The sequence below is a fragment of the Verrucomicrobia bacterium S94 genome, assembly GCA_004299845.1.
Taxonomy (GTDB): Bacteria; Verrucomicrobiota; Kiritimatiellia; order Kiritimatiellales; family Pontiellaceae; genus Pontiella.
In genome coordinates, this window is sequence record CP036201.1 from 2,614,092 (window position 1) to 2,629,345 (window position 15,254).

Below are 15,254 nucleotides of genomic sequence, written 5' to 3' on the forward strand. Positions count from 1 at the left end.
ATTTCGTTAGAAGGTAATGCAGGAGGCGTGAAGTGCATCGATCTGCTCGGCAATTTTATCAATCACGTCGCAGTCAGCTTTGCCGGTAATCCGCATCAGTGCCAGCGAATTTTCACCGGACGGATCATGCGGATTGCGCATATCGTCAATATTCACGCCGACATCCGCCAGCGCCCGGCCGATCTGGCCGATGACGCCGGGCCGGTCTTTATAGATGAAAATCACGCAGGTTCCGACCGGTTCAAAATAGAGTTTGTCGAAATCGTTGATGCGCGAAATCATCATATTTCCTTCAGCCACTGTGCCGCGGACACTGATTCGCTGGAAGAGCGCGGCATCGACAGAGGTGGTCACATCCACAGTTATGGAATTGCCATACCCTTTGGAGGTATCTGCATCGCGATTGAAATAGTCAACCCCCATCTCCTTCAGGTAGTCCACTGCAGCATCGAAGCCGAGCGAACGATCGAAACCATCGGAAAGGGCCGCCACAATCTGCACCAGCAACCAGTCACCGAAATTGGCGAGATCACCGTAAAAACTGGTTTCAATCAGCTTCATCTGCTTATTGCCGCCGGCAATTCCCCGGCATGCATGCGCCAAAGCGAATGCGAGCTCGGAATAGGCCTTGTCCAGCCCCATCGGTACGTCGCGGTTGACCACATAGGATGCAATGCCCTTGTCATCGTATCCGATGAGCTGTGTGGCCGAACGGTGTGCGGCATTCCAGTTAGCCTCCACCGTACTTGCTCCCAGATGCGGCAGCATGATGTCGGCAATATCGGCAATCGGTTTTTCGCCCGCTTCATCCTTCGGATATACATCATTCAGGAAGCGAATCCCTTTGTCTGCTTTCAGCGAGCGCAGATCGTCTTCGTTCAGAATGCCGGCGCGAGCGCAGTTGATGATGGTCGCTCCGTTTTTCATACGGGCGAAAAGCGTTTTATTGATAATGCCGCGCGTTTCATCATTTTCCGGCATATGGAGCGAAATATAATCGCACGTTTCAAAAATCTCCGTCAGCTCCGCAGATTTTGCACCCAGGTCGCGCGCACGCTCTGCGGAAAGAAAGGGGTCATAAGCCAGAATCTTCACCTCGAAACCGGCGAGGCGCTTGGCTACCAGCTGGCCGATAGCCCCGAAACCGACAATACCGACGGTTTTGCCGGTAATCTCTTTGCCCATGAAATTTTTCTTTTCCCATTTTCCGGCACGCGTGGACGCATCGGCCGGAATGATGTGGCGCGCATCGGCCAGCATCAGAGCAAGCACCTCTTCAGCCACCGCATTGGCGTTGGCTCCGGGCGTATTCATCACATCAATATTTCTGGAACGGGCATAGCGCGTATCAATCGTGTTATAGCCCGCACCGGCACGGATCACCACTTTCAGTGACGGCAGCGCATCAATCACCTCAGCCGTTACTTTTTCTGACCGGACGATCAGGGCATGTGCATCAGGATGTTCGGACGCGAGAGAACTGAGGTCTGACGATTCATCCTGTATCACAACATAGCCGCCATGGGCTTCCAGGGTTTCGCGGGCCACCGCATTCAACTTGGTCGGTATCAGTACCTTTTTCATTGTTTCCTCTCGGTTTGGTTTGAAAAATGAGCGCCTGACACTAAGGAGGCTTCCTGCCGGAATCAAGCTTTGACAATTTCCATTTTTCCGGCACAGTTTTCTCTTCTATCTGGATAAATTTATGAAGAGACAATTATTTCTGACCGGCACATTCACCTCCGCCCTGCTGCTCAGCGGCTGTATGGGCTATCAGCTCGGCGGCGCAACTCACGAAGGAATCGACACGGTGGCGATAGCCTCGGTCATCAACAACACCTCCGAACCGGCAATCGAAATTCAGGTGACCCACGCCATGCGGAACCGGCTTCAGTTCGACGGCCGTGTTCAACTGGTTAATCAGGCTGAACATGCCGATGCGGTCCTGGAAATTACGCTGACCAAATACGACATGAAGCCCATTGCCTATAAAACAGAGGAAGGGAAACGAACCACTCCCGACCTCTACCGGCTGCGTATAACCGGCGAAGCGGAACTGCGGAATACCGCAACCGGCGAAGTCATCTCCAAATCCAGAACATATGGCGAATCCACCTTTACATTCACCAGCGACCTCACCACCTCAAAACGTAACGCACTGCCCCCGGCAGCGGATGAAATCGCCAAATTTATCCTCGACGACCTGATTGAAGCCTGGAATTAGCCTCCCGGCCGTTTTATGCACTAACGCCCGGATTTCAGATGCCCCACCAACGGTGTCGTATCATTCAAACGGAAGTTCCGGACACAAAAAAAGCCCGCTCAAGGCGGGCTTTTCCAAACACCGGAAGATCGGTTAAGCAATCTTACGCAGTCCGTTTGCGGCATTGGTTTTACGGCGGATTGCGGTGTTTTTCTTGATAACACCCGCTTTGGCCGCTTTATCGAGCACGGAGCTGTAGGTTTTCAGTGCAGCAGCACCCGCTTCCGCGTCCTTGGCTTCCAATGCTTCCATCATGCTGCGGCGCGCCGTTTTGATGCGGGTACGGACCTGTACATTGCGGTCATGGCGCACCGTGTTCTGACGCATTCTTTTCTTAGCACTCTTTAGATTCGGCATTTCAAATACTCCGTTTTAACAAATTCGTTCCCGCAGTTCGGGAAAAGAGGATGGGATAGTAGCGAAGCGGATTTTGAAGTCAACCCGCAAATCCCTCATTTTTATCAACTAGCGCACTACACCCCAGTGGTCGCGAAAGGGCCAATAGACAAAAATAGCCGGTCCCTGAAAATCATTACGCGGAACGCCGCCGAAAAACCGACCGTCAAGACTCATATTCGGTTTGGTGTTATCACCCATCATCAGATACTCATCTTCACCCAGCTGAATAAAGTCATCTTCCGTTTCCAGCAGAGACCCCGGAGCTGTATTGTGCCCTCCACTGTATTTCGGGTCCGTGGCAATGGTTTCAAACATGGGCGGATCGGAAACGATTTTTCCATCGGCGACCAGCCGTCGATTCTGAATCTGGATTTTTTCGCCGGGCAGTCCAACCATACGCTTAATGTAGAAATTATCCTTCCGGATCTGCGGATGGTTCAGACTGCGCGTGGAAAATACGGAAATATCGCCCCGTTCCGGCTTCATCCAGTTGTATTTCATTTTATTCACCAGAATATGGTCTCCGGCAATCACCCGGCCCGAAACGATCACGTCTCCTTCATTATAATAGGGCTCGCTGGTCCGCTGCTGCGCACTCCGCTCAGCAATCTGCCGGCGCAGCTCCTCCTGCATGTAACTGGGGAATTTATGATCCACACCGCCGATCGTAATAATAATCTTATCACGATCCCCTCTCACGTTGCGCTGCATAAACCGCCCGGAAGCTTTTGCACGGATTTCCTTGTACGATGTGCCCGTAAGCAGCCATTTAGGAAACTTTGTCAGCGGATTATCAAAAATCCCCGGTTCAGCCTGCTGTTCCACCGTAATCCCATTCAGCGTAGGCTGCATTGAGCCCGTCGGAATTTTAAAGGGCTGAAAGAAAAACGCGCGGATCGCCATAGCAGCCCCCAGAGCCACAATCAGCGTTTCCGTCCACTCCATCATCGGGGTTTTCCGGGCAAACGGATACACCCGGTTCGCCGCCTCCTCCAGCGTCTGGACAGCCCGCTCCACATCGCCTTTCCCGGTTTTGCGGATTTCCATCACCACAGTTTCAGCCTCGATCAACGCAGCCAGATCGGCCGGATCGGCAATATCCTCGCGCATGTGCCGCGCATGCCGCGCCATATGCAGATATTCCTTCAGCTGTTTCTTCAGTTTGCGTTTTGCAAAATATCCCATCATTGGAAAATCCGTTATTTGTTATTGGTTTTCAGGACAGCAATGAAGGCCTCCTGCGGAATATTCACCTTGCCGATCGCCTTCAGCTTCTTCTTACCTTCCTTCTGGCGTTCGAGCAGCTTTCGTTTACGGGAAATATCACCGCCGTAACACTTTGCCGTCACATCCTTGCGATAGGCGCGAATCGTCTCGCGGGCAATCACCTTGCCGTTCACCGCTGCCTGCAGTGCCACGGCAAAGGCCTGACGCGGAATGACGTCGAGCAATGATTTGCACATCTGCCGCCCGCGGTATTCCGCTTTCGAACGGTGAACAATACATGAAAAGGCATCGACCACTTCACCGTGTATGAGAATATCCATCCGCACCAGTTCCGACTGCTGGTAATCGGCATATTCATAATCCATCGAAGCATAACCGCGCGAAATCGTTTTCAGACGGTCGTAAAAATCAATCAGCACCTCATTTAACGGCATATGGCAGGTGAGCATCACCCGGTGCCCGTCGATCGAGTCGGTTTTCACAATCTGGCCGCGTTTGTCCATAATAAGCGCCATCATATCGCCCATATGATCCGTCGGGCAGATAATCGTGGCATTAATCATCGGCTCTTCAATATGCTCAATCAATGATGGATCAGGCAGATACATCGGATTATCGACCTCTTTGACCTCTCCGTTTTTCAGCACAACACGGTATTCCACATTCGGATAGGACGAAATAATATCGAGGTTAAACTCCCGCCGCAGACGCTCCATGATGATTTCCATGTGCAGCAATCCCAGAAATCCGCAACGGAAGCCGAAGCCCAGTGCAATCGAGGATTCCGCCTGAAAAGTAAACGAAGCATCGTTCAACCGCAGCTTATCCATGCTCGCGCCGAGCTTTTCATAATCCGAGGTCTCCACCGGATAAATCCCTGAAAAGACCATCGGATGGATTTCCTTGAATCCCGGCAGCGCATCCACTGCCGGTTTTTTCGCCAGCGTCAGCGTATCACCGATCTGGATCTCCGAGGCATCCTTCATATTGGCGATCACATAGCCGACAGCCCCTTCTTCAAGAATTCTGCACCTTTCCATTTCCGGGGTAAAAACACCGACTTCCTTGATTTCATAGTCGGTGCCGGTGCTCATCACGCGGATTTTATCGCCGGCCTTCAAGGCCCCGGAAAAGAGGCGCATATACACCACCACACCGCGAAACGCATCATACTTCGAATCGAAAACAAGGGCACGCGTCAACTTATCCGCAGCCGGGGTCGGCGGCGGAAAACGCTCAACCACAGCCTCCAGCACCGCCTCAATCCCGATTCCCTTTTTGGCGCTCACCTGCAGAGCATCGGTCGCCTCAATCGCCAGAATATCCTCAATCTGCTGAGAGACTTCATCGATATCCGCATTCGGCATTTCAATCTTGTTCAGTACCGGCAGAATTTCGAGTTCGTTTTCAACCGCCAGGTACGTATTGGAAACCGTCTGCGCTTCCACGCCCTGCGCCGCATCCACCACCAGAATCGCCCCTTCGCAGGCCTGCAGACTGCGCGAAACCTCATAGGAAAAGTCCACGTGGCCGGGGGTATCGATCAGATTGAAGGTATAGGTTTTTCCATCCTTCGCCGTATATTTCATCGTCACCGGATGGGCCTTGATCGTGATACCGCGCTCGCGCTCCAGGTCCATGGAGTCCAGCAGCTGCTCCTTCATCTTGCGCTCTTCAACCGTCTGCGTCAGTTCCAGCATGCGGTCGGCCAGCGTCGACTTGCCGTGATCGATGTGAGCAATAATTGAGAAATTTCGTATTAAACTAAGATCGTTCATAAACCTGCGCAAAAAGTTCCGGGCACAACGGCCCACAGAAATAGAGCGCACAAGCTACCCGAGCCCCGCCCCAAGGTCAATTTCCAAACCTTGGAAGGCGGTCCGGGAATTTTCCGGAGTCTGTAAAATCAGAACTCGATGTTCACGCGGGCATTGAGAATATTCGCTGTATAGCCGGAACCGAAACGGCCGTCAAATCCAAGGGCATATTCATAAACCGTGCCCTTTTTATTCTCCGTCCAGAGTGAAATGGCCGCACCCAGCTCAAACAGATCTGAAGCCGGAGAAACCATGCCGAATGAATAATTCCCCGTTCCACCATCCAGCGTATAGCCCAGACTGTCCTCATCCGTATTGAATTCGTGCAGCCACTTCGCGTGCACTTCCGGCATCAGCACCACATTGCGCAGTTCTTTCCGGAATACAGTTTCAATGCCGAGTTCCGATTTAAAACTCCAGCGATTATAGTCATCGACCTTTTTCACCACGGAATCAGAGGATTTTTCTTTATAACTATCCTGCATCCAGTTGCCGCCGGAAAGCGCCAGCGTCGGCGTCAGGAAGATGGTATCCCGACGATAAACCAGTTCCTTTCCGCCGCCCAGATAGAACCCGAACTGACTGGCATCAAAATCACTTTCGGTATCAAAAGCGGTTCCGGTTTTGTTTTCCACCGAACCCATGCCATACGCCAGGCTGGCGTCAGCAAACCAGGACTTCGACCCATAGGAACCATAAAGAATACCGTAGCCCATATCGGACTCACTCTCATCGCCGTCGTCCTGATCAATCTTCGATACGGAATAACCGCCGGCCAGACCGATCAGCAAATCCCGAAAAGCTTTGTCGTAACCCACAACCACGCCGTAAACCGACTGATCATAACCTGAAAATGCGCCATCGTCATCCTGTTCGCCCCAGCTGCCGAAACTTTTGACCCAGAATTGAGCCTGTTCGCCCGGAAAATGCGGTCCGGAAACCCCCACCGGCCAATAGGAATCCGGAACAACTCCACGATTCTGCACCTGCCGCATCGCCTCGGACACCCCTTCCATATGCATATAGGTCGGTGCTCCGCGATCATACAGTTGCGTCAGTTGCGCATTCTGAGCTGCACTATCCAGCGCTCCCAGCACCTCCAACTGATTTGCCGCATTCTGATCGCCTCCGGTTGCAAGCGAGTCAATCTCCTCCGCAACGGCATACATCTGGGAATTGGTATCAAAACCGGCACTCATCGCAAGACTTTGGCGCACCAGCTCTATAAAGAGGTCATTACCAACCACCGACATATCAATATCGAACAGTCCGTTTTCGGCTTCGGCATTCAAAATAGAAGGATCAATCCCGCCGCCGATCAGCAATGAAGACGATGCGTTTACAATCTGCCGGGAATTCGTAATCCCTACATCGGCATCGCTCACAAAACCGGTAAATCGGATCGTAGCATTCGACTCAAAAGAAGCACTCGCAACATCAAGCACCGGCGTAGCGGCAGTCACACTGTCAAATTCCAGCACGGAATCGGCATCCTGCACATAGGATCCCGCCGTAACGACCGCATCATCCCCGACCTGAAGCAGCCCGCCGCCGGACACCGACAGCGTCTGCGTTACATCAAGCTGAGCCGTATCGGAAATCTGCACAGCATTGCCGGCCCCCGATATCGTAAAATCGTTCCCACCGGAATAATCAGCCCCGCCTTCAAGAACCAGCAGATTTCCGGTTCCTGTACCGCCGATAACGGCATCGCCCGAAACCGCGAGTGATCCGTCCGTGACCCGCACCAGGTTATTGTCACCCTGATTTCCCAACTCCAGATTATCCGTAGATACGTAACCTCCGTTAGTGACCACCAACTGGTTCATTGAACCGGTTTCACCGATGGAAAGAACTCCGGTGTTGTTCCAGTCCGCATGATCAATCAGCACCGAGTTTCCATCTCCGGCTTCGCCCAGATCCGCGCCGGCACTCGTCAGCGTCCCGCCATCCGTAACCTGCAAAACAGTTCCGCCATTCGTCGCTCCGAGCGACAGCGCATCGGCTCCGAGATCCCAGGTGCCTCCGCTCAGCAGAAGTGCTTTACTGCCATCCAGCGCGTTGGTCATCCCCGAAAGTGCTCCGGTTACCTCGAATGTACCCCCTTCACCGAACACAAAGCCGTTTGCCGGAACAGTGAAATCATTACTGGCCATCAGCCAGCCTCCGTTTTCAAAAGTAAAGGTATTGTCGCCGGCTATCGTCAATCCATCCGCCGCATTCAGAACAACTTTACCACCACTGCTCACATATACGCTGTTGTTTGAATTTGATGCATGACCCAGCACAAGCGAATCCGTCACCAATTGCGCACCGTCGCCCGAAACCGCAACCGCATTATCAACCGCATTGGAACCGACACCTACTTCCAGCGACCCGATGACCGCGTCGGCGGTAATATTCAGCTGATTTCCCGAAGTTGAAGCGCCAACCGCAATTGTTCCGGCTTCATCCCATGTGCCGTGAACCCCGAGCGTCCGGTTACTCTCCAGCCCCGTAACGCCCGTCAACGCGCCATAAACATTCAGACCGCCGCCCGCATTCCATACAAAACCATTCGTCGCAGCATTAAAATCAGCCTGAACATTCAGCGTTCCGCCATCATTCAGTTCAAAAGAGTTTGTTCCGGCAATGATCAGCTCATCCAGAGTAACCGCTCCCCCCTCATTGACCTGAACCAGATTCATGCGGTTGCTCACGTTGCCGACCACCAGCGCCTCAACGTTCAAATCCGCATCAGCAACAACCAGCAGATTACTGTTAGCCGCGGCCGCATAGCCGACATATCCGGTCACCGCCGAAACTTCGGCTGCATTCAGAATATCCATCCGATTTGAGGATCCGCCATAACCGACTGCCAACGTCTCTCCGACGCTCAATCCGCTTTCATCCACCACAACCCGATTGCCCACAGAATCACTCTGTACCCCGATCAGAAAATTATTCGCACCGACGGTGCCGCCATTGGTCACGACCAGACTGTTGCCGGAGCCGCCATCACCGACAACCATATCCCCATAGACCCCAAGTACGCCCGCATCAACCAGTATTGCATTGTTATCCGCAGAATCCTCAAATCCAACCACCGCATTATTTGCTTCCAGATAGGAGTCGGCCTGAACCCAGAGCCCATTGTCCGCACCCTCTTCGCCGACATACAGCATCCCGTTCACATCCATCGCCGAAGCCGATTCCAGTGTCAGCAGGTTGTTCGATGCCGACGATTCCCGGCCGATATAGGTGGTCCCCGCCGAGAGCGCAACTTCATCGGCCACCGTCAGCGTGTTGTCTGCAGCAACCTCCCCGACCGTCACCGTGGCCGTCCCCAGATCAGCGCTGCTGTTGAGAACCTCGCTGTCTCCGTCATCCACCAGAATCTGCGCCTGAACAACGCCGCACAGTCCGAGCATACATACAAACAAAACCTTCGATTTCATACAAATCCCCTATTTTATCTGGATAAAAGAAACTGCAAAACGACCTCAATCTGCCGAAATTGCCTTCATTTTGAAACTTATTTTGCGAGCAGAAAATATACCTCACTTCTTCCTAATAAAGATTAATAACGCTTATCCGCACCGCTTCCATCCTCCGCAACACTTCCCGATCTTGGAAAAGTTTGACCCGCTTCGGCGAAATCCCCATTATCCCGCGCTTATATGAAACAGGAACTCACCAGCGTAATTGAACACGATAATTTCCAGGGCGAATACCGCATCCTCCGGCTGGCCGCACCGGTCACCGGACCGCAGGTAAAACCCGGACAGTTTCTCGGCCTTCAGGTGCCAAATCTGGGCGAACGCATTCTGCGCCGACCGTTCAGTATCTATCAGGCCGATACTTCCGGCGTCGCCGTTCTCTATAAAGCCGTCGGGCGCGGCACCGAAGCTATGGCCAATATTAAAGCCGGCGACGAAGTCAGTATTATCGGCCCGCTCGGCAACGGCTATCCGGATCCGGATCCCGCCAGAATTCCCGTACTCGTAGCCGGCGGTTACGGCAATGCTGCGCTTTACATCCTCGCCCAGCGCATGAAGAAAAAGGGTATCGCCTTCTTCGGCGGCCGTTCCGCCATCGACATTCTGCTCGTAAAGGAATTTGAAGCGCTCGGCTGGGACGTTCGACCGACGACTGATGATGGTTCGCTCGGTACCAGAGGCCTCGTCACCGACGCTTTCGATCCCTGGGCGGCGGAACAGAACCTCCAATCCCTGGAAGTGTTCTGCTGCGGCCCCAACCCGATGCTCAAGGCCATCGGCGACCGCGCCATTGAACATAATTTCACTGCATGGCTTTCGATCGACCGTCACATGGCCTGCGGCGTCGGCGCCTGCCTCACCTGCGTCATTAAACGCAAAACCGAAGAAGAAAACCAATGGGAATGGTCACGCTGCTGCAAAGACGGCCCCATCTATGAATCACGTGAGGTGCTGTGGGATGAGTAAACCGAATCTTGAAATCAAAATCGGTTCCATGACCATGAAAAACCCGGTGACCGTTGCCTCGGGAACATTCGGTTACGGCCCCGAATATGCCGATCTGGTGAATCTGAATACCCTCGGTGCCATCACGGTTAAAGGCATCTGCCCGGAAGAACACGTGGGCAATCAGACCCCGCGCACCTTTGAAACGCGCGGCGGCATGCTCAATGCCATCGGCCTGCCCGGCCCCGGTGCGAAAGGTTTTATAGAAAAATACATCCCGTTCCTGAATCAGTTCAACACCCCCGTCATCGTCAATATCTGGGGAAAAGTCATGGAAGACTACGGCCGGGTTGTCGACATGCTGGATGATGAGGACGGGATCGATGCCTACGAAATCAACCTCTCCTGCCCGAACGTTAAAGAAGGCGGTTCCGCTTTCGGTACGGATGTTGCCACCTTTTCAAAAGTGATTGAACTCGTCCGCGCCAAAACCGGAAAACCGATCATCCCGAAACTCGCACCGAACGTTCCGAACATCGGCGATTTTGCCAAAGCGGCCGAAGACGCCGGCGCGGATGCCATTGCCATTATGAACACCATGCCGGCCATGGCGATCAATATCGATACGCTGAAACCGGAGCTGGCCAATAAATTCGGCGGCCTTTCGGGACCTCCGATTAAACCGATTGCCATTAAACTGGTATTCGACGCCTCCCGGGCCTGCAGCATTCCAATCATTGGAATGGGCGGAATTTTCGAACCGGAAGATGCCATCGAATTTCTGATTGCCGGTGCAACTGCCGTGGCCGTGGGCACCGCCAACTTTGTCGACCCAACCACCGTCAACCGCGTAATCAACGGCATTGGGGCCTATCTGACCGAAAAAGGACACACTTCAGTGTACGACATTGTCGGCACAGTGAAATTATGACAAAAACAATCCGAATTCAGTCAAAAGCCCGCCCTTTCTTCCGAAAAAAGGAATTCTCCCTTCTCGACAATTGATTTTCACACTCGGAGGTCTGCAGAACCACACCCTCATCCTTTTTAAAGAAAAAGATTTCATTATAGCAGGACAAGCTTTTTAATGACCTCGCTTCGTTGCACTTTTAACAAAACTGATAGCGTGTAAAGTATTCTAACCACCGAAAAGGGGGAAACTATGATCATGAAATTACTATATATTTCATTGCTTGCAACCTGCACAATCACCCAACCACTTCTTGCCAAAACTGATAAGGAAACGATCCCCCCGAAAAAAGTCGCTATCTTTACAGCGAACAGAGCAGATGCCACATTGAACAGCCAGCTCCCGATCTTCGAGGATATGATTATCGCAGAGGTTACGGACCTTGGCTTTGAAATCATAAGCAGAGAGGTCACCATTGATGCCGTAGGCAACCTGCTCAAGGACGCCAGGAAAGACAGGCTTGAGGAAGTGCTGGACAGTCAGACTTCTGCCCTCCGTCTGTCACAGAACCTCGGTGCGGACTATTTGCTGTTTGCAACACTCATGGGCATGGATGAGGAAAAGCGTCACGTGAACGCCCGCGGCATTGAATACGACAACTACAAGTATACTCTGCGCGCATCCTACCGGGTGCTCGAAGGCAACACCGGCGCTTCGCTGACCTCCGGCATGATGGAACCCAGTCGCACCATCCAACAGACCAGGCATTCCCACACGACCACCACCGGCATCGTAACCGAACTGCTGGTTCAGGCCAGTAAAGACATGGGGGCCGCTCTAAACAAGACCAACAAAAGCGGCAGCATCAAAGAGGTGAACGTGGCTGAAGAGCAGGTCACCTTCCAGGTTGTGGTCAGCCTGAATGAGGTCAATTTCCCACAGGCTGAAATTGATGCCGATGGCCATGTAACGATTGTAGCGAACAAGGGTACCGTGGAGCCGATGGCTGTACCGGTGGAGCTTGACGGCATGCTGGTCGGAACCACTGGAACCGGTACGATGCTCACTCCTCTCAAAGCATCGCCCGGACTCCACCGCATACGTCTGGTTCGCGATGATCTTGAACCCTTCGAACGTATGGTGAATATTTATGATGGTATGCAGCTCAACATCACCATGCAACTTAATGACAATGGCCTGAAGCGCTGGAAAGAGAAAACCAGGCTGTACACGGAACTCATGCAGCAGACCAAACTCAACGATGCGCAGGTCGAGCTGATCCGCGGCGAAGCACAGCGCCTGCGCCAATCAGGCTACAAAATCAATCTCAAAATCGATACCGACGAAGGCGTTACGATCGAAAAAAATCAAAGTCTTTTAAATCAGGATTGAACATTAGGAGAAAAAAAATGAGCAAAATTAAACTCGCAGCAACCCTGCTTTTTTACACCGCCGTTTTCTGCGGCACCACTCAGGCACAACGCAAAGTACTCGCCGTAGCAGAAGTTAAGATCGCCGATTCAATCAAAAGTTCAGCACAAAAAGATAATACCCTACTGTCGCTTCAGCGGGTTACGGACGCAATCGACGGACAGTTGATTGATGCGATGAACGGAACCCGGAAATTTGAGCTCACGGCACGTAGCGATCTGGATGCTCTGCTCGAAGATGCTGCTTTAACCGGCGATACCATTCAGGCCACCAAAGCCGATTACCTGATTGTTCCCTCCGTGGACGACTTCCAGGATTTCCTTGAAACCATGACCTTCAGCGGCATCGGTAAAACCGTCAGCAAACGTAAAATACGGCTGGGTATGGTCGCGCGCATCTATGAAGTAAAGACAGGCAAACTTATCGAGTCGGCTAATTTTCAGCTGGATAACAAACAGATGGAAGACCTGCTTTCCTCCTCCAAAAACGGTTCTTTTTCGGATGAACTGTTGCGCAAAATCGCCCAGCAGATGAGCCTTCAGGTGGCCAACCGCGTCGTGGACGTAATCTATCCTGCAAAAATCCTGAGCATCACCGGCAAGCAGGCCATGATAAACCGTGGAGACGGAACCGGAATTACCGCCGGACAAGTGTGGGAGGTCTTTGCTATCGGCGAAGAAATGATCGATCCTGACACAGGCGAATCACTCGGCGGAAGCGAAATCAAGGTAGGAGAACTCAAGATCACCCGAGTGAACCCCAAGTTTTCCATCGGAGTACTCACCGAGGACTTTGGAGTGGTTAAAGGAAGCGTCGTTCGACAGACCATTCAATAAGAGGAAAAATATTCTATAATGAGAAAATTAATTCAGCTCATTGCGCTGGGTGCTTTAAGCACAGCATTTTTTGGGTGCACAACCTACACCCAGCAAAGTGCAAAAATCACGGAAGCATGGAATGCCGGCGATGGTGCCCTTGCCGCATCGTTGATCTCCAATAAGGTCGAAAAAGTCGAGGGCAGAAAAGACGAACTGATCTGGAATCTGGAATACGGAACCATCCTCCAGACGATTGGCAAAATCGAACAGAGCCAAGCCGTTTTCGACCACGCAGAGGATATTATCAATAAATATGAGGAGGAAGCCAAACTTAGCGCAACAAAAGAAGCGGGAGCACTGCTCACCAACCAGGCCAACCTCCCTTACCGCGGACGCAGCTATGACAAAATCATGGTCAACACCTATAAAGCCCTCAATTACATGCTTCTTGGCGAACATGACAAGGCTCGGGTAGAACTGAACCGCAGCCTTCAGCGGCAGAAGGATGCCGTGGAAGAAAACAGCAGGCGTATCGCAAAAATGCAGGAAGAGGCCGAAAAGGCCAAAAACACACCGGACGAAAAGGAGGCGGAAGCCGAAGAAAACACGGAAGACGAAGTCGCAGACTATGATGTGGACCGCGCGTTGGAAGATCCCAAGTTTTCCGCAGCAGTCGAAGAACAGATGACTCAGCTGGACGAGCGGCTATTGCCTTACGCGTCCTATGTAAATCCGTTCGCTGTTTTCCTCGACGGCCTCTTCTTCAGCTACCATGCAACCTCCAGCTCCGATTATGAACGCGCCCGCAAATCGTTAGAGCGGGTCAAAGGAATGTCACCCGGCAAATATATCTCGGAAGACTATGCGATGGTGGAGCGACTGGAAGCCGGTTCCTCAACCAACAGCACAACCTATATCCTGTTCATGACCGGTTCAGCCCCTTCCAGAGACCAGATCCGGATAGATATCCCTCTGTTTTTGGTCACAGGAGAAATCTCCTATGTCGGAGCGGCTTTCCCTCGGCTTGAATATCACGACGACTTCATCCCTTCGATATCCACCACGAACTCAGCAGGAGAAGTCCTGACCAGTGAGCTGCTTTGCGATATGGATGCTGTAATCAGCAGAGACTTCAAAGATGACTGGCCTGTTGTTCTAACCAAGACTCTTTTGACTTCTGCAACCAAGGCCCTCGCGGCCTATGCCATAGAACAAGCTGCCGAGGAATCCGGAAACATCTGGGTAAAGATTGGAACCAAGGTCGCAACCGTCGGTTATCAGGCCGGAACCAATATCTCCGACACGCGCACCTGGCAAACCCTCCCCAAACAGATTTCATACATCCGGATGCCATCGCCCTCCGACGGAAAAATCAACCTTATGGTCGGATCGCGGAATGTCCCGGTTGAAGTTTCCCCCGGAAAGAACAACATCGTCACCATCCGCTCGGTCAACAGCAGGTCTGCACCCATTGTCGACACCTTTTGCGTTAACTAGGAGAAATTATGAAAAACATAGCAGGAACCGTCATTGTCGCCTCATCCATCCTCGCATTGTGCGGATGCCGATCTGCCGTCAACAGCACCGAACGCGCAACCCCTAATGCAAGTCCCTCGATCGTTGAGGACAAACGCATTGAAACCGACTCCTCTCTTGCAGGTAAACTGGCCATTGTTCAGGTTAACGAAGGAGTCGTCAGCGGAGATATGCTACAGATACAGGTTGTTCTCCAGAACCGGAAATCCAAGTCCATGACCGCAAACTACGCCTTCGAGTGGGTCGACCAGAACGGCATGGTCTTAAATACATCCCAAAACTGGAAGCCCCTGCAGTTTGCAGGCGGAGAACGCAAAGCGGTCATCGGAGTCGCTCCCACACCGAATGCCGTAGATTTCAGTCTGAAAATCCAGGAACCGCGCCCATTCTTCAAGCGCAACAACATCAACCCCTTCAAACCATAATCGA

At 52.3% G+C, this 15,254-nt stretch carries 12 protein-coding genes; 7 read left to right on the forward strand and 5 right to left on the reverse strand.

Going from position 1 to position 15,254, the window contains the following annotated elements; genetic code table 11:
• Nucleotides 1-6: 6 nt before the first annotated feature.
• Complete coding sequence (locus tag EGM51_11430) at nucleotides 7-1,584, reverse strand: ACT domain-containing protein (protein QBG47979.1); 1,578 nt, start codon at nucleotides 1,582-1,584, stop codon at nucleotides 7-9.
• 121 nt (nucleotides 1,585-1,705) lie between these two features.
• Here EGM51_11430 and EGM51_11435 point away from each other — a divergent pair, with 121 nt between their 5' ends.
• A complete protein-coding gene (locus EGM51_11435) occupies nucleotides 1,706-2,224 on the forward strand; it encodes a hypothetical protein (protein ID QBG47980.1) in 519 nt (172 codons plus the stop codon).
• A gap of 132 nt (nucleotides 2,225-2,356) precedes the next feature.
• Here the strand turns inward: EGM51_11435 and rpsT are convergent, their stop codons facing one another.
• From rpsT to EGM51_11455, 4 genes are all read right to left on the reverse strand, one after another.
• Nucleotides 2,357-2,620, reverse strand: a complete 264-nt coding sequence (gene rpsT, locus EGM51_11440) for a 30S ribosomal protein S20 (protein QBG47981.1) — start codon at nucleotides 2,618-2,620, stop codon at nucleotides 2,357-2,359.
• A 108-nt stretch (nucleotides 2,621-2,728) separates the two neighbouring features.
• The gene (gene lepB, locus EGM51_11445; protein QBG47982.1) at nucleotides 2,729-3,850 is read right to left on the reverse strand and encodes a signal peptidase I; all 1,122 of its coding nucleotides are present in this window, start codon (nucleotides 3,848-3,850) and stop codon (nucleotides 2,729-2,731) included.
• 11 nt (nucleotides 3,851-3,861) lie between these two features.
• Nucleotides 3,862-5,667 carry an elongation factor 4 gene (locus tag EGM51_11450; GenBank protein QBG47983.1) on the reverse strand — a complete coding sequence of 602 codons (1,806 nt, stop codon included), beginning with the start codon at nucleotides 5,665-5,667 and terminating at the stop codon, nucleotides 3,862-3,864.
• 128 nt (nucleotides 5,668-5,795) lie between these two features.
• Nucleotides 5,796-9,143 carry an autotransporter domain-containing protein gene (locus tag EGM51_11455; GenBank protein QBG47984.1) on the reverse strand — a complete coding sequence of 1,116 codons (3,348 nt, stop codon included), beginning with the start codon at nucleotides 9,141-9,143 and terminating at the stop codon, nucleotides 5,796-5,798.
• A gap of 222 nt (nucleotides 9,144-9,365) precedes the next feature.
• Here EGM51_11455 and EGM51_11460 point away from each other — a divergent pair, with 222 nt between their 5' ends.
• The 6 genes from EGM51_11460 to EGM51_11485 all read left to right on the forward strand — a co-directional run bounded on the left by EGM51_11460 (nucleotide 9,366) and on the right by EGM51_11485 (nucleotide 15,250).
• The gene (locus EGM51_11460) at nucleotides 9,366-10,151 is read left to right on the forward strand and encodes a dihydroorotate dehydrogenase electron transfer subunit (GenBank protein ID QBG47985.1); all 786 of its coding nucleotides are present in this window, start codon (nucleotides 9,366-9,368) and stop codon (nucleotides 10,149-10,151) included.
• On the forward strand, nucleotides 10,144-11,061 hold the full coding sequence (locus EGM51_11465; protein QBG47986.1) for a dihydroorotate dehydrogenase: 918 nt from the start codon (nucleotides 10,144-10,146) through the stop codon (nucleotides 11,059-11,061). Before EGM51_11460 ends, EGM51_11465 begins: the two co-directional genes overlap by 8 nt.
• Nucleotides 11,062-11,427: 366 nt before the next feature.
• Nucleotides 11,428-12,432, forward strand: coding sequence for a hypothetical protein (locus tag EGM51_11470; GenBank protein ID QBG47987.1), 1,005 nt, complete (start codon nucleotides 11,428-11,430; stop codon nucleotides 12,430-12,432).
• 17 nt (nucleotides 12,433-12,449) lie between these two features.
• Nucleotides 12,450-13,307 (forward strand): hypothetical protein, encoded by an 858-nt coding sequence (locus EGM51_11475; GenBank protein ID QBG47988.1) that lies wholly within the window; start codon nucleotides 12,450-12,452, stop codon nucleotides 13,305-13,307.
• A gap of 18 nt (nucleotides 13,308-13,325) precedes the next feature.
• Nucleotides 13,326-14,786, forward strand: coding sequence for a hypothetical protein (locus tag EGM51_11480; protein QBG47989.1), 1,461 nt, complete (start codon nucleotides 13,326-13,328; stop codon nucleotides 14,784-14,786).
• 8 nt (nucleotides 14,787-14,794) lie between these two features.
• Nucleotides 14,795-15,250 carry a DUF1425 domain-containing protein gene (locus EGM51_11485; GenBank protein QBG47990.1) on the forward strand — a complete coding sequence of 152 codons (456 nt, stop codon included), beginning with the start codon at nucleotides 14,795-14,797 and terminating at the stop codon, nucleotides 15,248-15,250.
• The last annotated feature ends 4 nt before the right edge of the window (nucleotides 15,251-15,254 follow it).